Origin of the sequence: Phenylobacterium sp. (genome assembly GCF_030693625.1) — a bacterium.
Classification (GTDB): domain Bacteria; phylum Pseudomonadota; class Alphaproteobacteria; order Caulobacterales; family Caulobacteraceae; genus Phenylobacterium; species Phenylobacterium ferrooxidans.
In genome coordinates, this window is record NZ_JAUYAF010000053.1 from 1 (window position 1) to 23,454 (window position 23,454).

Below are 23,454 nucleotides of genomic sequence, written 5' to 3' on the forward strand. Positions count from 1 at the left end.
CGCCGGGCGCACGACGCTCGACGAGGCGATGATGAGCGAGGCCGCCGAGATCGCGCGGATCGCCAATCCGTCGGAAACCCTGCTGGTGGCCGACAGCCTCACCGGCCAGGACGCGGTGCGCACCGCCAAGGCCTTCCATGAACGCCTGCCGCTCACCGGCCTGGTGCTGACCCGGGCCGACGGCGACGGCCGCGGCGGCGCGGCGCTCTCGATGCGCGCGGTCACCGGCCTGCCCATCAAGTTCCTGGGCGTCTCGGAAAAGATCGACGGCCTGGACGTCTTCGACGCCGCCCGCGTCGCCGGCCGTATCCTGGGCCAGGGCGACGTCATCGCCCTGGTGGAGAAGGCCAGCGCCGATCTCGACGTCGCCAAGGCCGAGGCCATGGCCAAGAAGCTGGCCAAGGGCCAGTTCGACCTGGACATGATGGCCGACCAGTTCGCCCAGATGAAGAAGATGGGCGGCATGGAAGGCCTGATGGGCTTCCTCCCCGGCGTCCAGAAGATGAAGAAGCAGATCGCCGAGGCCAATATTTCCGACAAGGCCCTCGAACGGCAGGCGGCGATCATCTCCTCGATGACCAAGCTGGAGCGCAAGAAGCCCGACATCCTGGCCGCGTCGCGCAAGCGCCGGATCGCCAAGGGCGCGGGCGTCGACGTCTCCGAGGTCAACCGCCTGCTGAAGCAGCATCGCCAGATGGCCGACGCCTTCAAGGCGATGAGCAAGGACGGCGGCAAGGGCTTCGCCCGCATGGCCGGCATGATGGGCGGAGGCGGCGGGGCGGACCGGCTGAAGTCGCTCGGTGGCGGCAAGCTGGCCATGCCCGACCAGAACCAACTCGAGGAGCTCGGCAAGATGGCCGGGGGCGGGGGCAAGCTGCCCGGCCTCGGCGACGGGCTCCCCAAACTTCCTGGCCTGGGCGGCGGCCTGCCCCCCGGCTTCAATCCCTTCAAGAAATCCTAGAGATAACAAGGACTGAACTATGCTGAAGATCCGTCTCGCCCGTGGCGGCGCCAAGAAGCGCCCCTACTATTCCATCGTCGTCGCCGACAGCCACTCGCCCCGCGATGGCCGCTTCATCGAGAAGGTGGGCACCTACAACCCGCTGCTGAAGCGTGACGACCCCAGCCGCGTCACCCTGAAGCTGGAAAGCATCCAGGCCTGGATCGCCAAGGGCGCCCAGCCCACCGACCGCGTCGCGCGCTTCCTGGCCCAGGCCGGCGTCGTGAAGTGGGAACACGGCAACAACCCCAACAAGGGCAAGCCCGGCAAGAAGGCCGTCGAGCGTACGGAAGAGCGCGCCCAGCGCGACGCCGCCGCCGCCGCCGCCCTGGAAGAAGCCAAGAACGCCCCGGCTCCCGAGCCGGAACCCGAAGCCGCTCCGGTTGAAGAGGCTCCGGCCGCTGAAGCCCCCGCCGCCGAGGAAGCCCCGGCTGCTGAAGACGCGCCCGCCGCTGAAGCTGCTCCGGCCGCTGAAGAAGCCCCTGCCGCTGCTGAACCGGTCGCCGAGGAAGCCGCTGCCGAGCCGGCCGCCGCGGAAGACAAGGCTGAAGGCTAAGGCTTGAGACGGAGGCGGTAAGTCCCATGGCTGACCGCCTCCTCCAGGTCGCCCGCGTCGCCGGAGCCTTCGGCGTGCGCGGGGAGATCCGCATCACCACCTTTACCGAAGACCCTCTTGCGCTCGCGACCTACAGGGTCCTGACGCGTGAGGACGGGTCCCCGGGCCTGACCATCACGGCGGCGCGGGCGGTGAAGGGGGCGGTGATCGCCAGGGCTGCGGGTATAGACACCCGGGACCAGGCTGAGGCCCTGCGCGGCCTCAAGCTGTTCATCGCCCGCGAGGCCCTCCCCGCTCCCGATGAAGACGAATTCTATCACGCCGACCTGCTGGGCCTGACCCTCGAGACTCCCGAGGGCGAGCTGATGGGCAAGGTGAAGACCATCCAGGACTTCGGGGCCGGCGACCTCATCGAGGTCCAGCCGCCGATGGGCGCGAGTTGGTGGCTGCCCTTCACCCGAGAGACGGTGCCGGAAGTCCGCATCGCCGAGGGCAAGCTGATCGCCGTGCGCCCCGCCGAGATCGACGGCGACGCCGAAGAGGGCTGAGCCTATCGGCTTAGCCGAACCGCTTGTTGAAGCTCGGCAGACCTTCCGACAGCGGGGTGAGGCGATCGGACTCACCGTCCTTCAGATAGGCCGCCGTGGCCCGCGCCAGGGTCCCGTAGGCCGCCGCGAACAGGCCGCCTCCGGAGGATAGCCGCCGGACGCCCGCCGCCTCCAACCTGGCCGCGTTGGGCAGGCCGGGTCGCGCCATGGCGTTGACCGGCAGGGCGATCTCCTTGGCGAGCACCGTCAGCAGGGCTTCGTCGGTGGGGCCGGGAACGAAAATCCCGTCCGCGCCGGCCGCGGCGTAGGTTCTGGCCCGCGCCAACACCTCCGCCTGCGCGGCCTCGCCGGCGGCCAGGCCCTTCAGATAGACGTCGGTGCGGGCGTTGATGAACAGGGCGACGCCGGCCTGGTCGGCGGCTTTGCGCACCGCTTCGATCTTGCGGGCGTGCAGGGCGGCGTCACGCCGGCCGTCCTCCAGGTTGATTCCGACGGCGCCGGCGCCCACCACCGCCTTGACGGTTTCGGCCAGCTCAGCGAGGTCATCGGTGTAACCGCCCTCGATGTCGGCGGTCAGCGGGACCTTCAGGACCCGGCTGATCTCGGCGATGGCGGTCAGCAGCAGGGGGACCGGGAAGAAATCGCCGTCCGCATAGCCGTGGGCCCAGGCGACGGCGGCGCTGGAGGTGGCCACGGCCTTGGCGCCGGCGTCCTCCATGATCGCGGCGCTGGCGGCGTCCCAGGCATTTGGGAGGACCAGGATTTCGGGGCCGGCGTGCAGGGCCTTGAAGGCGGCGGCTTGGATCATGGGCGTCTCCTCTTATCGTCTAGGACGGTATAGGAGGCGCCACCGTGACATGCTCGCGGATATCGGACGCAAACAGAGCCCGCGAACCGGCAGAACGATCAGTGGCCGTGCGGGCCCTCATAGACGCCCGGCGCCAGACGCTCGTCCTCGGGGCCCTCGGTTCCGTGGGCCAGGACGAAGCGGCGGTCGCAATAGGGGCACTCGACAAAGGTCGCCTCACCCATCTCCAGCCAGACCCGCGGATGGCCCAGAGCCCCGCCGACGCCGTCACAGGCGATGCGGCCCGAACGCACCACGACAGTTTCCGGGGCGGGCAAGTCGGGCGTCAGGGCCGGCTTGGCCGGCATGGGCTCGACGTGAGCGCCCTGGTTGGGGACGGGGGTGGCTTTACGGGCCATGATGCAGACTCTCCGACAGCGGACGCCTTGGCGAAGGGTCCACAGGAGCCCCAATCTTTTTGAGAATCAAAAAGCAGGGACCAAAACTTCAGGGCGTGACGGGCGTCCGAACCGGCTTCCACTTCGGACTGTCACGCCCTAGGTATGCGACCATAGCTTTACGCGTCAATCGCGCCTGTTTTCGAAAAGTCCCGCATGACCCTTCCCGACTACGCCATCGAGGCCAAGGGCCTGGTGAAGACCTATCCCGCCACCAAGACCACCCCCGAGATGCTGGCGCTGAAGGGCATCGACCTGGTCATTCCGCGCGGCTCGATCTTCGGCCTGCTGGGGCCAAACGGGGCGGGCAAGTCGACCTTCATCAACATCCTGGCGGGCCTTTGCAAGAAGACCTCCGGCACGGTCTCCATCTGGGGCCGGGACATTGACGAGCGTCCCCGCGACGCGCGCGCCGCCATCGGGGTGGTGCCACAGGAGATCGCCGCCGACCCCTTCTTCACCCCCCGCGAGAGCCTGGAGGTCCAGGCGGGCATGTACGGCGTGCCGGCCAAGGAGCGCCGGACCATGGAGCTGCTCAACGCGCTCGGCCTCGGCGACAAGGCCAACGCCTATGTCCGCCAACTCTCCGGCGGCATGAAGCGCCGGCTGATGGTGGCCAAGGCGATGACCCATAACCCGCCCGTCCTGATCCTTGACGAGCCCACGGCGGGCGTCGACGTCGAACTTCGCAAACAGCTCTGGAACTATGTGGTGGAGCTGAATCGCAAGGGCGTCACCATCGTGCTCACCACCCACTATCTGGAAGAAGCCCAGGAGCTCTGCGACCAGATCGCCATCGTCAACCGGGGCCAGGTGGTGGCCTGCGAACCCACCGGCACCCTGCTGGCCCGCATGGACATCCGCAACGTGGTGGTGACGCCGGAAGAACCGGTGACCGCGGCCCCGACCCTGCCAGGCTTCGAGACCAAGCTGCGCCCGGCCGGCGCCTTCGCCGTGTCCTATCGCACGGGTCAGTCCAGCGTGGAGCAGGTGCTCGCCGCCGTGCGCGCCGCGGGCCTGCACATCAAGGATATCGCCACCGAGGACCCGGACCTGGAGGACGTCTTCGTGTCCCTCACCTCGGCCCCCGCGCCCATCGACGCGTGAGCCTTCCGTTCGGCGCGGCTTTCCGCTAGAAGCGCGTTTCCGAAACGCACCCGTAGCTCAGCTGGATAGAGCGTTGCCCTCCGAAGGCAAAGGTCACACGTTCGAATCGTGTCGGGTGCGCCAACGGACTTCCCAAGAAACTCGGGCTTCGGGCCCGCCAGTTGGTGGCCGAGCGGACCGTTGTCGGCTGCGCGCTGGCTAGCGGGCGGTGAGCCAGGCGACCGTCTTGCCCGACGCTTCAAGAGTTCCCGCACCCTTGTGCTGAGGGACACCGCGGCCGGCTGACAACCGACGCAGGCCCGTCCTGCGGATAGATCCCGGCGCGTGACGTCGGGCCCGATTGACACCCCCCGCGGCCGGCCCACTGATAGGCGAATTCATCCGGCGTTACGACCGGCGTCTATTTTTGTAGGAAACCATAATGGCCAGCTCGGCGCAGATTCCCGGCGCGCGCGTACCTCTTCGCACCAAATTCTTCTTCGGCCTCGGCGCCACCGCCGAAAGCATCACCCTGGCCGCGGTCGGCGGCTATGCGATGTTCTACTACAATCAGGTCCTGGGCTTGCCCGCGACGCTCGCGGGTCTCGCGATCACGGTCAGCCTGGTGCTGGACGGCTTCGCTGATCCCATCGTCGGCTCACTGTCGGACCGAACGCGCGGCAAGCTCGGCCGCCGCCACCCCTACATGTATCTCGCCCCCGTCCCGGTGGCCCTCTGCATCGTGGCGCTGTTCAATCCCCCAGCGGCCTTCTCGCACCTGTGGCTGTTTGTCTGGTTCTCGGGCTTCATCGTCACCCTGCGGGTGTTCATGGCCGTCTACCACGTGCCGCACCTGGCGCTGGGGGGCGAGCTTTCGGGCGACTACACCGAGCGCAGCCGGATCATGAGCTGGAACAACCTGCTCGGCATGATCGGCACGGCCGGCACCAGCTTCGTGGCGCTGACCTTCTTCTTCCACAAGACCGCGGAGTATCCGCGCGGCCTGCTGAACCCCCACGCCTATACGCCCTTCGCCTTCGCAGTGGCCGGCTCGGGCATGCTGCTGCTGCTCGCCTCGGCCTGGTTCACCCGCGACCGCATCGCGCTGCTGCCCAAGACCCCCGACGACCTGCCGGCCTTCAGCCCCTTCGAGTTCATGAAGGACATGGGCAGCGCCTTCTCCAACCGGAACTATGTCTTCCTGCTGATCGCCTATTTCTTCCTGTCCCTGATGCTTGGTATTCGCCAGGGCCTGGGGCTCTACATGAACACCTTCTTCTGGGAGTTCACGTCCGAGCAGATCCGCTGGTTCGTGATCGGCACCATCAGCGGCTACTTCCTCGGGTTCGCCACCGCGGCCAGGCTGCACGGGCGGTTCGACAAGAAGATCGCCATCATCGTCACCTGCGTCCTGCTCGCGACGATCCCGGCCATCGCGCCGAGCCTGCGGATTCTCGGGCTGTTCCCCGAACCGGGCCAGCCGATGCTGCTGCCGTTGATCATCATCTTCACCGGCCTGGGCTCCTGCGTGGCCAGCATCATGAGCATCAGCGTCATGTCGGCCCTGGCCGATATCGCCGACGAGAATGAGGTCCGCTACGGCTACCGGCAGGAGGGGGTGCTCTATTCGACGCGGGCCCTGTTCTCCAAGATCGATGCCGCCATCGGTCACTTCTTCGCCGGCATGGCCCTGGACATCGTGGCCTTCCCCGAGAAGGCGCAGCCGGGACAGGTCGATCGCCAGACCCTGATGGACCTGGCTCTGGTGGACGCGCCCATCGCCACCATTCCGGGCCTGATCGCGGTGTTCTTCTACGCCCGCTACAAGATCAACCGGAAGAGCTACGACGCGACCCAGGCCCAGCTCCAGGTCCTGCGCCGCGAGCGTGCCGCCAAGGCCGCGCCGGCCGGCCAGCCGGGCGCCGAGCCGGACGGCATGGTGGGTGAAACCACGACCTAGACGATCAGGCGGGCGCGGATGGCCTCACGGGTCGCCGCGTCCGCCCCTATCGCATCGAGATAGGCCTCGATCGAACCGCTGCGCGCCTGGATCGAGGCGAAGGCGGCGTCCAGATAACTGGCCTCGACCCCCAGGAAGGCGCGCACCGCGGTTTCCGACGGCCGCTTGCCGAGAGACGCCTCCAGGGCCTGGGTGATCATCGGCAGTCGCGCATCGACCCGGGCGGCGAGGTTGGTGAGCAGGTAGTCGGCGCGGACGTCGTCGTCGTGGACGCCGAGCACGTGGTGGGTCAGGGCCGCCAGCAGACCCGTGCGGTCCTTGCCGGCCGTGCAGTGGATCAGCACCGGGCCTTCGTCCTTGGCCAGGGCGGCGAAGTAACGGCCGAACAGCTCCTGATGGCGCGGCTCGAAGGGCGCCTTGTCGTAGTAGTCGAGGAAGAAGGCCCGCGCGCTTTCCGGGGTCAGGTCGGTCTCGCGAAGAAAGGCCACATGCGGCGCCTCGGTCTGATCGCCCAGGTCACACTGGATCACCTGGGCCGCGAAGCCCTCGTGGCGCAGGCTGGGATCATTGTCCCGCTCGCGAGGGCGGCGCAGGTCCACCACGATGGCGAGCTTGAGGTCGGCCATCACCGCCAGATCGGCCGGCGTGGCGCGGGCCTGATGGGCGGCGCGGAACAGCTGGCCCGAGGCCACGCGTCCCCCGCGCACGGCATACCCACCGTAGTCGCGGAAGTTCTCGACGCCCTCGAGGGGCAGGATGCGGGGATCGGTCATGAGCGCTTCCATGAGGCTCATGACCTAGACAACAAGTGTGACGGCTGGCCTAGAGCTGGTTGTACTCGCCGCAGCGGCACTTCACGACCACTTCGCGGGCCGAGGCTTCATCCTGGCCCACGAGGATCACCGCGTCGCAGGCGCCGCAGGTGAAGGCCGCGCCGATGTCTGAGGTCTTGTCGAGGTCGATGGCGACCGCTTCCACCAGGTCCCGACGGCCGATGAACAGGCTGGGGAACACACGCATCGAAGTCATAATCATCGAAATCGCCTCACTATGGCTCAAACTCACGGGGTCCAGAGCTGACCCTGCAAGAACCAAGGTTATGAACTGCAATTGCTGCAATGCAATGACAACCAGCGCCCTTTGCGCGCAAAGGTTCCCGGCGCTCGATGGGCGAACAACTTGCGCGGCGCAGCATCGCCAGCGCCCGATTTGCGATCAGCGGGCCTGAGCGTCCATCAGGCTGCCCGCATAGGCGGCGTGACCGACATGGGTCAGGCGGGTTTGGAAGTCGGCGAACACCTGACCTCCCAGGTCACGCCATCGGCTGCAAAAGGCATAGTCCTCCGAGAGATGCTCGCCGGTGTCCGGCTCGATGAAGGTCTCGAAGATCATGGCGGCCTGCTTCGGCCCGCCACCGGAGGTGTCGCTGAGCCGCGCCTTGAGTTCCGGATGGGCGGCGGCGACCCGCTCCACCACGACGCGCTTGATCAGCATGAAGCCCGTCCCGAGATAGGCCACCGGGCCAAAGCCGTCGTCATCGATCTCGACACTGTTGTTGGGCGTGGGGATGAAGCGGACCACATAGCCCACGGAGGCGGCCATCAGGTCGCGTTTGCCGTCGATCGCGGCCTGGCGCACCTTGGCCCAGTCGATGCTCTTGATGGGATAGACGCCGCCCACCAGGTCGCGATCGGCGTCCAGCAACCGGAAAACCTGCTCGGGCCGAAAACCGATGTCGGCGTCAACGAACAGCAGGTGGCTGGCGTCGCTTGTCAGGAACTTGTCGGCCATGGCCGCACGGGCCCGGGTGATCAGGGCGTCGCCGCCTCCCAGTTCCACGGTCAGTCCCACGCCCCGCGCCGCGCAGGCGGCCTGGAGGTCCAGGACCGAGCGCATGTAGTGGATGTGAGCCAACCCGCCATAGCAGGGTGTCGCCAGAAAGATCGATGCGGCCTTGGCCATGAAGCCCCCTTGTTTCGGAGTGAGCTTCCCGTGCGCCGCCCCGCAGGGCAAGGCGTCTAGTAGACCAGATCAAAGCTCGCGAGCGCTGCGGCGGCGGTGAGGAAGAGGATCACCGCCAGGATTTCATAGCGTTTGAAGAGGGGGCCGTTCGGCGATCGCATCTTGGTCTCCTGGGCGTCCCGGGATGGGACACCGAGGTTTTGTCAGGGCAAGCGTGAGGCCAGCCTCAGGGGCGCGCGGGAACCTTGCCGGGCCAGGTGAGGAAGCCGTTGCGGTCGCGGCCGGCGGATTCGCGCGGGGCGCAGCCTCCGCAGCCACGCCCGCCACCACGACTGTCGTAGCCGCCGCGCTCCTGGTAGCCGCCGTGGTGCTCATAACCTCCGGCATAGCGACGACCGCCGGAGCTTTCCGACTGTTCGGAATAGCGCTCGCTGAAGGTTTCACGGTCCTCGACGCTCACCACCCGGCCCTGGATGCGGCGATCTTGGACGTCGACATAGCCGTCATACTCGGGGGCGGGCGCGGCCGCATATGAGCGCTGCTGGGCATAGGCGTACTCGCGCACCTCCCCATAGTCGCGCTCGACTGCACGCTCGGCATCATGGCGCTGGACTTGGGTGACACGGCGCGCGGCGGGGCGAGCCGCCTGACGGTGTACGGCCGGACGATAGGCAGGTTGTTTCGGCTCCGGCGTCATGGCGGTTGGCTGATCGGCGATCGGGGTGGGCGCGGCGGCCGGCGGACAGCTGGCCGGCGTCGCGGCCGGCTTGCAGCAGCAGTCGGCGGGCTTGGCCGCAGGCGCCTGGGCGATCCTCAGGGCGCCGGTGGAATCGCAGGCGGCTAGGGCCAGGAAGGCCAGGGGGGGAATGAGGGAGCGCAGGCGCATAGCTGGGTCTTCCGGCGGCTCGAAAACGAGGGTCGGAGCCACCGTTGGAGATCAGGCGCCGTTAACGCTGTGACTTTCACCGTGCGCGCGAAGAAAGCTCTCCACCAACTCGGCGTAGAGGTGAAATCCCTTATAGGCCGCGAAATCCGGGGCGGCCGAACGCCAGGCGCGGGCGAAGGCCGCCAGGCGCTCCGGACTTTCCAGCAGGGCCGCAAACGGCGTCAGCCACACCCGGATGGTGAAGAGCACGCCGCCGGTGTCGGGCAGCCGGCGCACGGTCTGGCGTTCCACCCGGGTGAACAGCGCCTGTTCGACATCCCCAGGCGAGATCTCGGCGATGCGAGCGCGGACCGGGGCGGAGAACGGGGTGAAGGATTGATCGGAATTGACCACCGACCAGTTGCGCCGTTGCAGGATCAGGCCGGGACGCAGGCCGTCGAAGATGCGCGCCAGCCGCACCAGGAAGCGGTCATTGAAGCCGTTCACCGGGCCGTGGATGTCGGCCAGGCTCTTTCCCAACACGTCGGCGGCGGTGAAGAAGGTCGGCGCCGAGAGGCTCAGCGCGCTGACCCGCCAGTGACCGCCGGCCTTCTCCACCAGCACCAGGTCGTCGGCGACGGCGCGCGAGGCGGCGTAGAGCGGCGGCAGGTCGGCGGCGGGCGCGACCCCGATCAGAGCGGCGACCTCCTTCTGACCTGGCCGTGACGCCCCCGTCTCACCCCAGACCAGGTCGCGGTGGTGGGCGTAGAGGGCGTCCTTGCGCGCCGCGGGGTCGGCCTCTCCCCCCTCCAGCCAGCGGGCCTCGTCGATAGGCGCCAGGCCGATGGCGAAGTCGGCGCCCTCCTCCCAGGGACGGTGGCTCATCGCCGCCGCAGCCTCTCGATCAGGGCGTAGAGCGCCAAGGCCGCCACGACCCCCAGGGTGTCGGCCATCAAATCGCGCCAGTCGCCGTGCCGGCCGAACCCCATGGTCGCCTGCAGCAACTCCACCACCGCGCCCACGGCGATGGCGAAGGCGGCGATGGCGCGAGGCCGATGGTGCGAAAGCAGCAGGCCCGTCATCGTCAGGACGAACCAGGCGATGCTGTGCTCGATCTTGTCGCCCATGGGCGCCGAGGGCAGCTCCTGCTGCGGGATCAGGCACATGGCCAGCAGGATGGCGGTGGCCACGGCATAGAGGGCCAGGCGCAGCGGGCGAGGCAGGGAAGCGAGAAACATGTCCCCTAACTTGCACGTCTCCCCTTGCGTCTCTAGCGTCGCGCCGATTTTCAAGGACGGAGCGGGTAATGGCGGTCGAGGCGGTGATCTGGGATTTCGGCGGGGTGTTCACCTCCTCGCCCTTCGAGGCTTTCGCCCGCTATGAGAGCGAGAACGGCGTGCCCAAGGACCTGATCCGACGGGTCAATTCCACCAATCCCGACACCAACGCCTGGGCGCTTTTTGAGCGGAACGAGATAGACACCAAGGGCTTCGATCAGCTCTTCCTGGAGGAGTCGACCGTGCTCGGTCATCCGATCCCCGGCAGCCACGTCCTGCCCCTGCTGTCGGGCATGGTGCGGCCGCGCATGGTGGCGGCGCTGAAGGCCTGCAAGGAACACTTCAAGGTGGGCTGCATCACCAACAACATGGTCAGCATGCATTCCCCGGGCGCCGACGCCCCGCAGCGTGCGGCGGGCGCCATGGGTCAGATCATGCCGCTGTTCGACCACATCATCGAAAGCTCCAAGGCCGGCGTCCGCAAGCCCGACCCGAAGATCTACCTGATGATGTGCGAGGCCCTGTCGGTTGATCCCCAGAGCTGCGTCTATCTCGACGACCTGGGGATCAACTGCAAACCGGCCGCGGCGCTCGGGATGAAGGCCATCAAGGTGGTGGATGTCGACCAGACCCTGGCCGAGTTGGGCCTCGCCACCGGCCTCACCTTCGACGGGGTCGCCGCGTGAGCCGCCCAGACAAGATCGGCGCGGCGGCGGCCCTGGCCAAGCTGCCCGGCTGGAACGCCCTGGGCGGCGACCGCGACGCCATCACCCGCACCTATCTGTTCCCCGACTTCAACACCGCCTTCGGCTTCATGGCCCGGGCCGCCCTGATGGCCGAGAAGCTGGACCACCATCCGGAGTGGTTCAATGTCTACAACCGGGTCGAGGTCACCCTGGCCACCCACGACGCCGACGGGGTGACCGAGCTGGACGTGACCCTGGCCGCCTTCATGGATAACGCGGCCCACCACGCGGGGCTGAAGAACTAGTTCACCAGGATGGTGCCCAGCAGCAGCTTGCCGCCCGGGCCGCCGAGCACTCGGTCGGTCTCGCGCTGCAATTCGCGGGCGATGAACTCGGCGTTGGGGGCGGTGGAGGGCGACAGGCCCGAGGCGTAGATCTGCAGGGCCTGCACAAATCCCGCCCGGAACCGAGGGACCAGCAGATCAGCCCTGGCCCGCTGGTCGGTGTTGGGAATGTCGATTCCCGTCTCCACGGTCAGTACGCCGCGCCGGCCGTCGGGCCGCATGATGGTGGCCGTCAGGGTTGGAAGCTGCAGGTAGGAAAGCCCGCCGCCCTTCTTCTTTTCGGTCTTCTCCCCGCCGCCAGACGCCTGGGCGGCCACCGGCAGGGCGGCGGCGAGGGCGGCGAGACTCATCAGACGGCGGCGATCCATGCGTGACGGTGTGCCGCATTATGGTTAGCGGTCTCTTTACGCGGGGCGTTCGACAGTGCGGCGAAGATTCGCACGACCGATCACGCATGTGATCGGTCTTCTGGGTTAGAGCGGGCGCGGGCGGAAAACCGGTTCCCACTTTTTCTCGCCCGCTCTTGATGGAGCCCGCCCTTGGGCCGTTTCGCGCCAACCTCTCTCGATCTCGACGGCAAGGTGATCCTGGTCACCGGCGGCACGGGATCCTTCGGCAAACGCTTCATCGAAACCGTGCTGCTGCGCGCCAGGCCGCGCAAGCTGATCGTCTATTCCCGCGATGAGCTGAAGCAGAGCGAGATGCAGACCGACCTGGCCGAGAAGTTTCCGGCCGAGCAACTGACCTGCATGCGGTTCTTCCTCGGCGATGTCCGCGACCGCGAGCGCCTTACCCTGGCTCTGCGCGGGGTCGACATCGTGATCCACGCCGCGGCCCTCAAGCAGGTGCCAGCGGCGGAGTACAACCCGTCCGAGTGCATCCACACCAACATCATCGGCGCCGAGAACGTGGTCTGGGCCTGCCTGACCAACCGGGTGCAGCGGGTGATCGCGCTCTCCACCGACAAGGCCTGCAACCCGGCCAATCTCTACGGCGCCACCAAGCTGGCCTCCGACAAGACCTTCGTGGCGGCCAACAACCTGTCGGGCGACATCGGCGCCAAGTTCTCCGTCGTCCGCTATGGCAATGTGGTGGGTTCGCGGGGCTCGGTGGCCCCGGTCTTTCAGCGGCTGCTGGCGCGAGGCGCCACCGAGCTGCCGATCACCGACCCGCGGATGACCCGGTTCTGGATCACCCTGAACCAGGGGGTCGACTTCGTGCTGTCATCTCTGTCGCTGATGCGCGGCGGCGAGATCTTCGTGCCCAAGATCCCGTCGATGAAGATGACCGCTCTCGCCGAGGCCATGGCGCCCGGCGTGCCCATCAAGGTGATCGGCATCCGGCCGGGCGAGAAGCTGCACGAGATGATGATCTCGGTGGACGACGCCCGCACCACCGTCGACCTGGGGGACCGCTACGCCATCGAGCCGGCCTTTGTGGAATACACCCGCGAGAGCTACGCCAAGACCCATCCCATGGCGGCGGACGGCTTCTGCTACGCCAGCGACACCAATGACGAGTGGCTGAGCGGCGAGGGGCTGATGGAGCTGATCAACGATCCGGCGCCGGTGGCCCCGCCCCTGCGGCGGCGGCTGACCGACTGATGGCGGGGCCGCTGCTCCCCTATGGCCGCCAGACCATCGAGGACGACGATATCGCCGCCGTCGCCGAGGCCCTGCGCGGCGACTTCCTGACCACCGGCCCCCTGGTCGAGGCCTTCGAGACCGCCTTCGCCGAGGAGGTCGGGGCGCGCCACGCCGTCGCCTGCGCCAACGGCACGGCGGCCCTGCACCTGGCCATGCTAGCGCTCGATGTGCAGCCGGGCGAGGTCTGCATCGTCCCCTCCATCACCTTCCTGGCCACCGCCAACTGCGCCCGATATGTCGGCGCCGAGGTGGTGTTCGCCGACGTCGATCCGGCGACCGGCCTGATGACGCCCGACACCTTGGCGCAGGCCCTGACCCGGGTGGGCGATCGCCGGCTTCGCGCCGTCCTGCCGGTCCACCTGCGCGGCGACACCGCCGAGCTTCCGGCGCTGGCGGCCCTGGCCCAGACCGCCGGCGCCGTGCTGGTGGAGGACGCGCCCCATGCGCTCGGCTCCACCATGAGCTTCGGCAATACCAGCGAGAGGGTGGGCGACGGACGCCACTCGGCCATGGCCACCTTCTCCTTCCACCCGGTCAAGACCATCGCCACCGGCGAGGGCGGCATGGTCACCACCAATGATGACCGGCTGGCCCAGCGCCTGAAGACCCTGCGCAGCCACGGGATGGTGCGACCGGAAGGGGCCGATCCGTGGATCTATGAGATGCCCGAGCCGGGCTTCAACTACCGCCTGCCCGACATCCTCTGCGCCCTGGGGCTTTCCCAGGTGGCCAAGCTCGACCGCTTCGCGGCGCGGCGAAAGGCGCTGGCCGGCCGTTATCTAGCAGCCCTGAAGCCGCTGGCGCCGCTGGTCACGCCCGCGGCCCGGCCCGACTGGAGCGACCCGGTCCTGCACCTGATGGTGGTCCTGATCGACTTCCAGGTCGCGGGCAGGACGCGCCGCCAGGTGGTGGACGACCTCAAGGCGCGCGGGGTGGGGACCCAGGTCCACTACATCCCCGTCCACACCCAGCCCTACTACCGCGACCGCTACGGGCCGATGGACCTGCCAGGGGCCCAGGAATGGTACCGGACCTGCCTATCGCTGCCGCTTTATCCCGGCATGGCCGATGAGGATGTGGACCGGGTGATCGTGGCCCTGTCTGAGGTTCTGGGGCTCTGAGGGCAGGTTTAGGCGCCGGCTGAAGTGGTTCACCGCCCCTGATTTCGATATATCGGAATCAGGTCGCCGCGGCGACAGCGGTCATGGCCTGCAGCAGGACGCGGACCTCGCCCATGCGTTCGGGGGCGCGGGCCAGTTCGGCGCGGGTGTCGTCGCGACGGACCAGTTTCAGGGCCTCGGCGCGGGCGCGGTCGGCAGTGGGGCCGAGGGGGGCGGTGTCGCCGATGGCCATGCGCAACAGGGTCATCAGCCGTTGGACCGGCCCCTGGGAAGACTTGACGACGACGGCGACGATCTTGGAGTCGGCCTCCACCATGCCGCCAACATCGCCGATCTTGGCCTGGATCGGACCATAGTCCTCCGGCGCCAGGCCGGCCCGGGCCGCCTGTTTCTGCAGCTTGGCCAGGACTTCCAGCTTCACCGCCGGGCTATCGGAGCTGAGCCGGAACTCCTTCTCGAAGCGCATGCCGCTGACATTGGCCGACAGAAAGCGGCCGGCCTGACGCTTGTTGGCGGCGCCGATGACATTCTCCACCAGCCACATCAGGGCCTCGACCTCGGCGCGGGAGGTGCGGCTGGTTCCCAGATAGGCCTCGACGAAGTCGCCGGTGACCAGCATCCGGGAGCGGGTGACGAAGGCCTCCTGCACATCGTCCAGGGAGATCATGGTCCCGGCCGCGCAGGTGAGCGCCATGGCCAGGGCCCGCATGACCGCGATCTCACCCTCAGCGTCTCCAGGCCGCAGACGGCGCGGGCCGGTGAGGTCGCGGACGACGCGCTTGGCGATGGCCAGGCGCACCGCGCCGAAGTCCTCGGTGGAGAGCCAGCGGGCCAGGCGCTGGCCGGTCTCCGACAGGGGCGGCATCATCCGCTGCACCGAAGGTTCGATGCGCATGAGGGCGTCGACCGGATCACAGGCCACCAGCCGGGTCATGGCCGCCAGGCGCGCGCCCAGGTCCAGGTCCTTGCCGATGATGTCGTCCAGGCCGGACTTGGAGCCCAGGATCTCGGCCAGGGGCTGTTCGATGACCGCGAGCGCCAGGGCGCGCGGCGGTCCGGCCAGGGGGGCGGAGTCGGCGAGATCCAGCAGGCGGGTGACCTTTTCGGTCCAGCTGCGGGCCGGTGCGATGGAGACCGCGACCCCGGCGCCCAGCAGATAGGCGCGCTCCGGGTGCTGGGCCACGCGCTCGGCGGCGCGGGCGAAGCCTTCCTTGTCGAGGTTGGGCAGGTCGCCCTTGCGGGTGTCCTTGAGCAGCCGCTCGATGGCGCGCTCCACCAGGCCCTGGAAGACGCGGATCAGTTCATGGACCGACAGGCCCCGGGCCTGCGCCTCGGGAATGGCCAGCTTCTGGATCGCGTGCTGCAGGTCGGTGCCCGAGGCCTCGAGCTCTTCCACCAGGTCAGCCCGGTGCAGCAGTTCGAAGGGCGTCGCGCCCTTGCGCTCCAGGAAGCCCTCCAGCAGGCGGCCGATCCGGTCGCGGGCGTGGATGGTGTAGAGGTCCTGCGGGCTGACGCAGAGCGGGTCGTTGTCTTCCTTGACCTTGGACTTCTTCGGCGGCTCGGCGTTGCCCAGGTTGAGAATTCCGACCGACTGGAACTCGCGGGTCTCGGGATCGAGGGTTTCCTTGGTGACGCGGACCGCGGCCACCTTGCCCTCTTTCATCATGTCGTTGGCGGCCGCCAGCGCCGCGGCGCGGTTCTCGGTCGCAAGATCAAGCGCCCAGCCGCCAGCCGGCGTCCGTTTGCTGAAAACCTCGTAGTGAACCTGAGCGCCGTCCATAGTCCCCCCAAGAACAGGCACTGTGACGCAACAACCCTAAAAACAGTTTACTGCGACAAAGTGGCGCTCGCGGCGGCTGACGCGTTAAGGAGACAGCCGCCGCCTCGCCGCCCGCCCCATTGAGGCCACGCTGCGGGGCGACTAGCTTCCGTCAGGCTTCCAGGAAGGAATTTGTTCGAGCCCATGGCCAAGATCACACTGGTGGACGACGACGAGAACATCGTCACGTCGGTCAGCCTCGCCCTCGAGAGCCACGGCCACACCGTGAAGGCGTATTTCGACGGCGCCGCCGGCCTGGCCGCGCTGGAGAACGATCCGCCCGACCTGGCCATCCTCGACGTGAAGATGCCGCGCATGGACGGCATGGAAGTGCTGCGCCGGCTGCGCCGGACGTCGGACCTGCCGGTGATCATCCTGACGTCCAAGGACGAGGAGATCGACGAGATCCTCGGCTTCAACCTCGGCGCCGACGACTACATGCACAAGCCCTTCAGCCAGCGGCTGCTGATCGAGCGGGTGAAGGCGGTGCTGCGCAGGGCCGGGGCCGACGCCGAGGAGGCGCTGGCCACCCCCGGCGACACCAGCGCGCGGGCCTTGAAGCGCGGCAAGCTGACCCTGGACCCCGCCCGCCACGACTGCCTGTGGGAAGGCCGCCCGGTGAAGTTGACGGTGACCGAGTTCCTGCTGCTGCAGTCCCTGGCCCAGCGGCCCGGCTTCGTGAAGAGCCGCGACAACCTGATGGACGCCGCCTACGACGATCAGGTCTATGTCGATGACCGCACCATCGACAGCCACATCAAGCGGATGCGGAAGAAGTTCCGCGAGGTCGACCCTGAGTTCGACGGCATCGAGACCCTTTATGGCGTCGGATACCGATACCGCGAGACCTGACCCGGGACGCCTGTCCTCATGGTTCAGCTGGCTGCCAGGCTCGCGCCTGGGGCGGCTCATCGTCGTGCTCAACCTGCTGGGCCTGACGATCCTGATCGCCGGGGCCCTGGTGCTGAACGAACTGCGGCGCGGGCTGGTCAACGCCCGCATCGACAGCCTGACCACCCAGGGCGAGCTGATGGCCACCATCATCGACCAGGCGGCCACGGTGGGCGAACCGCTGCCGGCCATGGACGGCGCCTATGCCAGCCAGATCCTGCAGCTGCTCTCCAATCCCCGCACCCAGCGCGCGCGGCTGTTTGACTCCAAGGGCCGGCTGATCGCCGACAGCTACTGGGTGGCCGACCGGGTGGAGTGGAAGGTGCTGCCGCCGGCCCGGGCCCGCGACGACGATCCCGGCTTCTCCCTGCAGCTCAACAAGGGCCACGAGCCCCCCGGTCCGCAGCCCGAGGTCAAGAAGGCCCTGGCCTTCGAGGTGGCCCAGGCCCTGAACGGCAAGCACTGGTCAGGCATGCGCCCCGGCGACGACGGCGAGCGGGTGGTGTCGGTCTCGATCCCCATCCAGCATGTCCAGGCCGTGCTGGGCGTCCTGACCCTGGAGGCCAGCGACGTGGACCAGATCATCGCCCGCGAGCGGATGGCCCTGATCCCCTTCATCCTGATCGCCATCGGGGTGACGCTGGCCTCCTCCCTGCTGCTGAACAGCCTGATCGCCCAGCCGGTGCGCCGCCTGGCCCGGGCCGCCGACCGGGTGCGCCTGAGCCGCGCGCGCTCCATCTCCCTGCCCGATATCGCCAAGCGCGACGATGAGCTTGGCGACCTGACCCGGTCCCTGCAGGACATGACCCACGTGCTGAGCGAGCGGATGGACGCCATCGAGCGGTTCGCGGCCGACGTGGCCCACGAGATCAAGAACCCGCTGACCTCCCTGCGCTCAGCGGTGGAGACCCTGGAACTGGTGAAGGACCCGGCGGCCCGCGAGCGGCTGCTCGCCATCCTGCAGCAGGACGTCACCCGCCTGGACCGTCTGGTGACCGATATCTCCAACGCCTCGCGGCTGGACGCCGAGCTCTCGCGGGAGGATCCCAAGGCCTTCGACCTGGGCCACCTGATCGGCGAGGTGGTGCAGCTCTACAAGGACACCGCCAAGCCCGGCGAGCCCACCGTGGCCTACGCCCCGCCCGACGTGCTGGAGCCGATCATGGTCTCGGGGCGCGAGGGGCCGCTTGGCCAGGTGCTGCGCAACCTGGTGGACAACGCCCGCTCCTTCAGTCCGCCGGGCGGCGAGGTGCGGGTCAGCCTGGAACGCAACAAGGGCGAGGCGAGCGTCGCGGTCCAGGACGACGGGCCCGGCATCCCCCCCGACAATCTGGAGACCGTGTTCGAGCGGTTCTACACCTCGCGGCCCAAGGGCGCGGCGTTCGGCGGCAATTCGGGGCTTGGCCTCTCCATCGCCCGTCAGATCGTCGCCGCCCAGGGCGGGACGATCCGGGCGGAGAATCGGATGGGCGCGGACGGCCAGGTGGCCGGCGCCCGCTTCATCGTGGTGCTGCCCGAGGCGCGGCGGTGATCCATCACGCCGGATTGATCGCCGGCTTCGTCGGCGGCGGCTGGCGTGGGGTCCTGATCCAGGGCCCCTCGGGCGCCGGCAAGAGCGACCTGGCCCTGCGCTGCCTGGACCAGGGCTTTCGATTGGTGGCCGATGATCGGGTTGAGCTCTGGATCAGCGGCGGGGGTCTCTACGGACGCGCGCCCGAAACCCTGTCCGGCCGGATGGAGGTGCGGGGGCTCGATGTCCTGCCCGAGCCGGCCCTCCCCTGGTCTCGTGTCAGCCTCTGTGTGCGGCCCGGAACGCCCGACCGCATCCCCGAACCCGCCTTCACCGATGACTTCGGGTTGAAGATACCCCTGCTGACTCTCGCCCTGCTTGAGTCTTCGGCGCCCGCGAAGCTGACTCGCGCGTTACGACATCTTGGAGACGGTCGATTTGGAGCGTATCTAGGCGGCCTCGCGGCCGGCGTTCCGCCGCAGCCGGGTGGGGATTCCCGTTGAGAAAGTTCGCATGATCGGCCTCGTGATCGTAACGCACGGGCGCTTGGCCGAGGAATTCGTCTTCGCCATGGAGCATGTGGTGGGCCCGCAGACCGCGGTCGCCGCCATCTGCATTGGGCCGGAGGACGACATGGAAAAGCGTCGCCAGGACATCCTGGCGGCCTGCGCAAGCGTGGACGCCGGGGATGGGGTCATCCTGCTCACCGACATGTTCGGCGGCACGCCCTCCAACCTGGCCATCTCCGTCATGGAGCAGACCAAGGCCGAGGTGATCGCGGGCCTGAACCTGCCGATGCTGATCAAGCTGGCCAGCGTACGCACCAAGCTGTCGCTTCAGGAGTGTGTGGCCCACGCCCAGGAGGCCGGCCGCAAGTACATCTCCGTCGCCTCCTACGTGCTGGCCGGCGAGAAATGACGACGAGCCGCTCGGTCGAGATCGTCAACAAGCGGGGCCTGCACGCGCGGGCCTCGGCCAAGTTCGTCAAGATGGCCTCGACCTTCGACGCCGAGGTGACGGTCTCCAAGGACGGCTCCACGGTGGACGCCCGCTCCATCATGGGCCTCATGATGCTCGCCGCCGGCCCCGGCTGCTGCATCGAGATCCAGGCCGAGGGCGCCGAGGCTGGACCGGCTCTCGAAGCCCTGGCCAAACTCGTCGCCAACCGGTTCGACGAGGACGAGTAGGTCTCGAAGCCTGGCGTTCTGGCGAAGCCAGAAGAAGAATGTCCACGAACCACACGAACCACACGAACGGGTTCAGAGGGCGAGGCGCTCAATGCGGGCCTTTGGCATGGCGCCGAAGTTCACGAGCAGACCTAGGCGCATTCCGGACGCCTTCAGGTAGTTCAGGACCTGCGCCCGATGCTCGGGCGCGAATTCGCGCAGGGCTTTGATCTCAACGATGATGGTGTTGAAGCAGACGAAGTCCGGGACATAGGTCTGCCTCAGCGCCTGGCCCTTGTAGGTCAGGCTCAACGGCCGCGAAGCGGCGAAGGGTATTCCACGGGCTTCGAACTCGATACTCAGCGCCTCCTGGTACACGGCTTCAAGGAAACCGGCGCCAAGCTCTCGATTGACCTCGAAGATCGCGCCTTGGATCCGAAACACCTCATCCGGATAGAGCACCCGTTCGTGTGGTTCGTGTGGTTCGTGGACCATTCTTCTTAGCGCGCAGCTTCACCCGAATGGCCAAGCTAGCTCGCGTTCAGTCCTACGTCTTCAGCTTGTAGCCGGTCTTGAAGATCCAGGTGATGGCGGCCAGGCAGAGCAGCATGAAGCCGAAGGTGGCCGCCAGGCTGACGCCGACGCTGACGTCGGACTTGTCGTAGAAGGCCCAGCGGAAGCCGGAGACCAGGTAGCCCACCGGGTTGAAGAGGGTGATCTTCTGCCAGATCGGCGGCAGCATGCTGATCGAATAGAAGCTGCCGCCCAGGAAGGTCAGCGGCGTGACGATCATCATCGGCACGATCTGCATCTTCTCCCAGCCGTCGGCCCAGATGCCGATGACGAAGCCGAACAGGCAGAAGGTCACCGCCGTGAGCGCCAGGAAGGCGATCATCACGAAGGGGTGGGCGATGGTGAAGGGCACGAAGAGCCGCGCCGTGGCCAGGATGATGAGACCCAGGATCACCGACTTGGTGGCCGCGGCCCCCACATAGCCGATGACGATCTCCACCGGGGAGATCGGCGCCGACAGCACCTCGTAGATCGTGCCCGACCACTTGGGCATGTAGATGCCGAAGGAGGCGTTGGAGATGCTCTCGGTGAGGATCGCCAGCATGATCAGGCCCGGCACGATGAAGGCGCCGTAGCTGATGCCGTCGATCTGCGTCATCCGCGAGCCGATCGCCGAGCCGAAGACGATGAAATAGAGAGAGGTGGTGATCACCGGCGAGGCGATGGACTGCAGCACCGTGCGCCAGGTGCGGGCCAGCTCGAAGTGATAGATGGCGCGGATCGCATGCAGGTTCATCGCGGGGTCCTCACCAGGCTGACGAAGATTTCCTCAAGCGAGCTCTGGCTGGTCTGGAGGTCCTTGAAGTCGATGCCGTGCTTGGCCAGCCGGCGCAGGAGCTCGGCGATGCCGGTCTCCTGGCTCTGGGTGTCGAAGGTGTAGACCAGCTCGGCCCCGTCGGCCGACAGCTCCAGCGGTTCGTCCGCCAGCTCCTTGGGCAGGGCGGTGAGCGGTTCCTGCAGGTGCAGGGTCAGTTGCTTCTTGCCGAGCTTGCGCATGAGGACGTCCTTGTCCTCCACCAGGATCAGCTGGCCTGCGCTGATCACCCCGATCCGGTCGGCCATCTCCTCGGCCTCCTCGATATAGTGGGTGGTGAGGATGATGGTGACGCCGCTGTCGCGCAGGCCCCGGACCATCTGCCACATGTCGCGGCGCAGCTCGACATCGACCCCCGCTGACGGCTCGTCGAGGAACAGGATCTGCGGCTCGTGGCTCAGCGCCTTGGCGATCATCACGCGGCGCTTCATGCCCCCCGACAGGGCCATGATCTTCTCAGCCTTCTTGTCCCACAGGGAGAGCTGGCGAAGGATCTTCTCGATATAGGCGGGATTGGGCGGCTTGCCGAACAGGCCGCGGCTGAACTTCACCGTGTCCCAGACGCTTTCGAAGGCGTCGGTGGAAAGCTCCTGCGGCACCAGACCGATCTTGCCACGGGCGGCGCGGTAGTCGGCGACGATGTCATGGCCATCGGCCAGAACCTGGCCCGAGCCCGGATTGACGATGCCGCAGATGATGCTGATCAGCGTCGTCTTGCCGGCGCCGTTGGGGCCCAGCAGGGCGAAGATCTCGCCCTTGCGGATATCCAGGTCGATCGACTTCAGGGCCTGGAAGCCCCCGGCATAGGTCTTGGAGAGACCTCTCACGGATATGATCGGCTGCACGCGGGCTCCGGGGTCATCGGGGGTCCCGCAGATATGCGCGGGTGGGGGGTCAAGCTAGTCCGCAGGACGAATAAGGGGCGCCCAGGCCGACATCGGCCAAGCTTTAATCGCTCAGGCGCCGGTTTCTGTCAGCAGCCGCGAAAGGGCCCTGGGCGCCATGGCGACATAGCTCTGGCGCACCCAGCCCTTCAGGGTGTCGAGCTCCGCCAGGATGTCATCTTCAGGACCAAAGTGCGAGATGGCCCATCTGTTCTCCCGGTACCAGGGTGAACCTTGCCGCATGAACGGGAGGTCCTGGACCATCTCGTAGGAGATCGGCAGCTTGACGGTGAGCGTCAGGGCGTCTGACGCTTGCGCCTTGTCGCCGAAGACGGCGAAGCCCTTGCCCCGCACCCGCAGGTAGCGGGTCTCGCCCCAGCCGGGCGCCAGGTCTGTCTCCGGCAGGCTCAGGGCGTAGGCGGTGAGTGCGGCTTCGGCCTGTTGGTGCGGCGTGGGCATGGCCTGAAACTACCACCGCCCACGCCTTTGCGAAGCGTCTAGGCGCCGACGCCCATGGTCATGGGGCGCAGGCCCAGGTCGGCCATCAGGGCCGCGTCGGTGTCCTTGTCCGGGTTGGCGGTGGTCAGCAGGCGCCCGCCGATGAACATGGAGTTGGCGCCGGCCAGGAAGCACAGGGCCTGCAGTTCGCGGCTCATATGCTCGCGGCCGGCCGACAGGCGCACCACGGTCTTGGGGCAGAGGATGCGGGCCACGGCGATCATGCGGACGAACTCGATGCCGTCCACCGGCGTGGAGTCCCCCAGCGGCGTGCCCGGAATGGGCATCAGGTCGTTGATGGGCAGCGAGTCGGGATGGGCCGGCAGGGTGGCGAGCGTATGCAGCAGGCCCGCGCGATCGCGGCGGGTCTCGCCCATGCCGACGATGCCGCCGCAGCAGGTGCTCATCCCCACCGAGCGCACGGCCTCCAGGGTGTCGAGGCGGTCCTGGTAGGTGCGGGTGGTGACCACCTTGTCGTAGTAGTCGGGGCCGGTATCGAGGTTGTGGTTGTAGTAGTCGAGGCCGGCGTCCTTCAGGGACTGGGCCTGGTCTCGGGTCAGCATGCCGAGCGTCGCGCAGGTCTCCAGGCCCAGCGCCTTCACGCCGGCGATCATCTCGGCCACCTTGGGCACATCGCGGTCCTTCAGGTCGCGCCAGGCCGCGCCCATGCAGAAGCGCTGCGCCCCGCCGGCCTTGGCCTCGGCAGCCGCGGCGATCACGGTGTCGGCGTCCAGCAGCTTGGATGCGGTGGTCGCGGTCTTGAAGTGCTGGGACTGGCTGCAATAGCCGCAGTTCTCGGGACAGCCGCCGGTCTTCACCGACAGCAGCTGGGAGAGCTGGACCTCGGTGGGGTCAAACCACATGCGGTGGACTTGCGCCGCGCGGAACACCAGGTCCATGAACGGCAGCTCGAACAGCGCTTCCACCTCCTCCAGGGACCAATCGTGCCGCGGTTGCGTTTCATCAAGGACGGCGTGGAAGGGGGCGTTCATGGTGCACTCCT

28 protein-coding genes, 1 tRNA gene and 1 pseudogene are annotated in these 23,454 nt (G+C 67.6%); 15 read left to right on the forward strand and 15 right to left on the reverse strand.

The genetic code is table 11. From position 1 onward, the window contains the following. The 3 genes and pseudogenes from Q8N10_RS11080 to rimM form a co-directional block, all read left to right on the forward strand. Window positions 1–961: pseudogene (locus tag Q8N10_RS11080) on the forward strand (signal recognition particle protein); the annotation flags it as partial. Between the two features lie 19 nt (window positions 962–980). Continuing rightward, entirely contained in the window at window positions 981–1,556 is a 576-nt protein-coding gene (gene rpsP / locus Q8N10_RS11085) for a 30S ribosomal protein S16 (RefSeq protein ID WP_304775379.1), read from the forward strand. A gap of 26 nt (window positions 1,557–1,582) precedes the next feature. Continuing rightward, on the forward strand, window positions 1,583–2,104 hold the full coding sequence (rimM, locus tag Q8N10_RS11090; RefSeq protein ID WP_304775382.1) for a ribosome maturation factor RimM: 522 nt from the start codon (window positions 1,583–1,585) through the stop codon (window positions 2,102–2,104). A gap of 10 nt (window positions 2,105–2,114) precedes the next feature. On the opposite strand, the gene Q8N10_RS11095 is transcribed toward rimM, so the two are convergent. After that, window positions 2,115–2,912, reverse strand: a complete 798-nt coding sequence (locus Q8N10_RS11095; protein ID WP_304775384.1) for an isocitrate lyase/phosphoenolpyruvate mutase family protein — start codon at window positions 2,910–2,912, stop codon at window positions 2,115–2,117. A 98-nt stretch (window positions 2,913–3,010) separates the two neighbouring features. Continuing rightward, window positions 3,011–3,259 carry a zinc-finger domain-containing protein gene (locus Q8N10_RS11100; protein ID WP_304775452.1) on the reverse strand — a complete coding sequence of 83 codons (249 nt, stop codon included), beginning with the start codon at window positions 3,257–3,259 and terminating at the stop codon, window positions 3,011–3,013. A gap of 246 nt (window positions 3,260–3,505) precedes the next feature. On the opposite strand from Q8N10_RS11100, the gene Q8N10_RS11105 reads away from it, so the two are divergent. From Q8N10_RS11105 to Q8N10_RS11115, 3 genes are all read left to right on the forward strand, one after another. Further along, the gene (locus Q8N10_RS11105) at window positions 3,506–4,456 is read left to right on the forward strand and encodes an ABC transporter ATP-binding protein (protein ID WP_304775387.1); all 951 of its coding nucleotides are present in this window, start codon (window positions 3,506–3,508) and stop codon (window positions 4,454–4,456) included. 46 nt (window positions 4,457–4,502) lie between these two features. Next, a tRNA-Arg gene (locus Q8N10_RS11110) sits at window positions 4,503–4,579 on the forward strand. 298 nt (window positions 4,580–4,877) lie between these two features. Then, entirely contained in the window at window positions 4,878–6,395 is a 1,518-nt protein-coding gene (locus tag Q8N10_RS11115) for an MFS transporter (protein WP_304775389.1), read from the forward strand. Here Q8N10_RS11115 and Q8N10_RS11120 read toward each other — a convergent pair. From Q8N10_RS11120 to Q8N10_RS11150, 6 genes are all read right to left on the reverse strand, one after another. Then, entirely contained in the window at window positions 6,392–7,168 is a 777-nt protein-coding gene (locus tag Q8N10_RS11120; RefSeq protein WP_304775391.1) for a tyrosine-protein phosphatase, read from the reverse strand. The genes Q8N10_RS11115 and Q8N10_RS11120 overlap by 4 nt on opposite strands. A gap of 49 nt (window positions 7,169–7,217) precedes the next feature. Next, the gene (locus tag Q8N10_RS11125; RefSeq protein WP_304775394.1) at window positions 7,218–7,424 is read right to left on the reverse strand and encodes a hypothetical protein; all 207 of its coding nucleotides are present in this window, start codon (window positions 7,422–7,424) and stop codon (window positions 7,218–7,220) included. 186 nt (window positions 7,425–7,610) lie between these two features. Beyond that, complete coding sequence (locus Q8N10_RS11130; protein ID WP_304775395.1) at window positions 7,611–8,357, reverse strand: hypothetical protein; 747 nt, start codon at window positions 8,355–8,357, stop codon at window positions 7,611–7,613. 226 nt (window positions 8,358–8,583) lie between these two features. Continuing rightward, window positions 8,584–9,243 carry a hypothetical protein gene (locus Q8N10_RS11140; RefSeq protein WP_304775400.1) on the reverse strand — a complete coding sequence of 220 codons (660 nt, stop codon included), beginning with the start codon at window positions 9,241–9,243 and terminating at the stop codon, window positions 8,584–8,586. A gap of 51 nt (window positions 9,244–9,294) precedes the next feature. Continuing rightward, window positions 9,295–10,107 (reverse strand): heme-dependent oxidative N-demethylase subunit alpha family protein, encoded by an 813-nt coding sequence (locus Q8N10_RS11145; protein ID WP_304775402.1) that lies wholly within the window; start codon window positions 10,105–10,107, stop codon window positions 9,295–9,297. Then, window positions 10,104–10,460, reverse strand: a complete 357-nt coding sequence (locus Q8N10_RS11150) for a VanZ family protein (RefSeq protein WP_304775404.1) — start codon at window positions 10,458–10,460, stop codon at window positions 10,104–10,106. The genes Q8N10_RS11145 and Q8N10_RS11150 overlap by 4 nt, the downstream gene beginning before the upstream one ends. Before the next feature lie 68 nt (window positions 10,461–10,528). On the opposite strand from Q8N10_RS11150, the gene Q8N10_RS11155 reads away from it, so the two are divergent. Both Q8N10_RS11155 and Q8N10_RS11160 read left to right on the forward strand, forming a co-directional pair. Further along, entirely contained in the window at window positions 10,529–11,185 is a 657-nt protein-coding gene (locus tag Q8N10_RS11155; protein ID WP_304775406.1) for an HAD-IA family hydrolase, read from the forward strand. Further along, window positions 11,182–11,490, forward strand: a complete 309-nt coding sequence (locus Q8N10_RS11160) for a 4a-hydroxytetrahydrobiopterin dehydratase (RefSeq protein WP_304775409.1) — start codon at window positions 11,182–11,184, stop codon at window positions 11,488–11,490. The genes Q8N10_RS11155 and Q8N10_RS11160 overlap by 4 nt, the downstream gene beginning before the upstream one ends. Here the strand turns inward: Q8N10_RS11160 and Q8N10_RS11165 are convergent. Next, window positions 11,487–11,879 carry a Tat pathway signal protein gene (locus Q8N10_RS11165; RefSeq protein WP_304775412.1) on the reverse strand — a complete coding sequence of 131 codons (393 nt, stop codon included), beginning with the start codon at window positions 11,877–11,879 and terminating at the stop codon, window positions 11,487–11,489. The genes Q8N10_RS11160 and Q8N10_RS11165 overlap by 4 nt on opposite strands. A 189-nt stretch (window positions 11,880–12,068) precedes the next feature. Here Q8N10_RS11165 and pseB point away from each other — a divergent pair, with 189 nt between their 5' ends. Both pseB and pseC read left to right on the forward strand, forming a co-directional pair. Next, window positions 12,069–13,133, forward strand: a complete 1,065-nt coding sequence (gene pseB, locus Q8N10_RS11170; RefSeq protein WP_304775415.1) for a UDP-N-acetylglucosamine 4,6-dehydratase (inverting) — start codon at window positions 12,069–12,071, stop codon at window positions 13,131–13,133. Continuing rightward, window positions 13,133–14,296 (forward strand): UDP-4-amino-4,6-dideoxy-N-acetyl-beta-L-altrosamine transaminase, encoded by a 1,164-nt coding sequence (gene pseC, locus Q8N10_RS11175; RefSeq protein ID WP_304775416.1) that lies wholly within the window; start codon window positions 13,133–13,135, stop codon window positions 14,294–14,296. The genes pseB and pseC overlap by 1 nt, the downstream gene beginning before the upstream one ends. Before the next feature lie 58 nt (window positions 14,297–14,354). Here the strand turns inward: pseC and Q8N10_RS11180 are convergent, their stop codons facing one another. After that, window positions 14,355–16,076, reverse strand: coding sequence for a hypothetical protein (locus Q8N10_RS11180; RefSeq protein WP_304775418.1), 1,722 nt, complete (start codon window positions 16,074–16,076; stop codon window positions 14,355–14,357). Between the two features lie 183 nt (window positions 16,077–16,259). On the opposite strand from Q8N10_RS11180, the gene Q8N10_RS11185 reads away from it, so the two are divergent. The 5 genes from Q8N10_RS11185 to Q8N10_RS11205 are packed head-to-tail and all read left to right on the forward strand — an operon-like array spanning window position 16,260 to window position 19,703. Continuing rightward, complete coding sequence (locus Q8N10_RS11185) at window positions 16,260–16,967, forward strand: response regulator transcription factor (RefSeq protein WP_305337389.1); 708 nt, start codon at window positions 16,260–16,262, stop codon at window positions 16,965–16,967. Then, the gene (locus Q8N10_RS11190) at window positions 16,936–18,537 is read left to right on the forward strand and encodes a stimulus-sensing domain-containing protein (RefSeq protein ID WP_304779895.1); all 1,602 of its coding nucleotides are present in this window, start codon (window positions 16,936–16,938) and stop codon (window positions 18,535–18,537) included. Before Q8N10_RS11185 ends, Q8N10_RS11190 begins: the two co-directional genes overlap by 32 nt. Then, window positions 18,534–19,019: an HPr kinase/phosphorylase gene (locus Q8N10_RS11195; protein WP_304779892.1), complete on the forward strand. Its 486-nt coding sequence runs from the start codon at window positions 18,534–18,536 to the stop codon at window positions 19,017–19,019. Before Q8N10_RS11190 ends, Q8N10_RS11195 begins: the two co-directional genes overlap by 4 nt. Before the next feature lie 10 nt (window positions 19,020–19,029). Then, on the forward strand, window positions 19,030–19,434 hold the full coding sequence (locus Q8N10_RS11200; RefSeq protein WP_304779890.1) for a PTS sugar transporter subunit IIA: 405 nt from the start codon (window positions 19,030–19,032) through the stop codon (window positions 19,432–19,434). Then, on the forward strand, window positions 19,431–19,703 hold the full coding sequence (locus Q8N10_RS11205; RefSeq protein ID WP_304779887.1) for an HPr family phosphocarrier protein: 273 nt from the start codon (window positions 19,431–19,433) through the stop codon (window positions 19,701–19,703). Before Q8N10_RS11200 ends, Q8N10_RS11205 begins: the two co-directional genes overlap by 4 nt. A gap of 72 nt (window positions 19,704–19,775) precedes the next feature. On the opposite strand, the gene Q8N10_RS11210 is transcribed toward Q8N10_RS11205, so the two are convergent. The 5 genes from Q8N10_RS11210 to bioB all read right to left on the reverse strand — a co-directional run bounded on the left by Q8N10_RS11210 (window position 19,776) and on the right by bioB (window position 23,443). After that, the gene (locus Q8N10_RS11210; protein WP_304779882.1) at window positions 19,776–20,177 is read right to left on the reverse strand and encodes a GxxExxY protein; all 402 of its coding nucleotides are present in this window, start codon (window positions 20,175–20,177) and stop codon (window positions 19,776–19,778) included. Between the two features lie 52 nt (window positions 20,178–20,229). Further along, on the reverse strand, window positions 20,230–20,991 hold the full coding sequence (locus Q8N10_RS11215) for an ABC transporter permease (RefSeq protein ID WP_305663922.1): 762 nt from the start codon (window positions 20,989–20,991) through the stop codon (window positions 20,230–20,232). Then, entirely contained in the window at window positions 20,988–21,947 is a 960-nt protein-coding gene (locus tag Q8N10_RS11220) for an ABC transporter ATP-binding protein (RefSeq protein ID WP_370690215.1), read from the reverse strand. Before Q8N10_RS11220 ends, Q8N10_RS11215 begins: the two co-directional genes overlap by 4 nt. Window positions 21,948–22,025: 78 nt before the next feature. Further along, a complete protein-coding gene (locus Q8N10_RS11225; RefSeq protein ID WP_304779901.1) occupies window positions 22,026–22,412 on the reverse strand; it encodes an MmcQ/YjbR family DNA-binding protein in 387 nt (128 codons plus the stop codon). Window positions 22,413–22,450: 38 nt separating this feature from the next. Continuing rightward, complete coding sequence (bioB, locus tag Q8N10_RS11230) at window positions 22,451–23,443, reverse strand: biotin synthase BioB (protein ID WP_370690214.1); 993 nt, start codon at window positions 23,441–23,443, stop codon at window positions 22,451–22,453. Window positions 23,444–23,454: the final 11 nt, after the last annotated feature.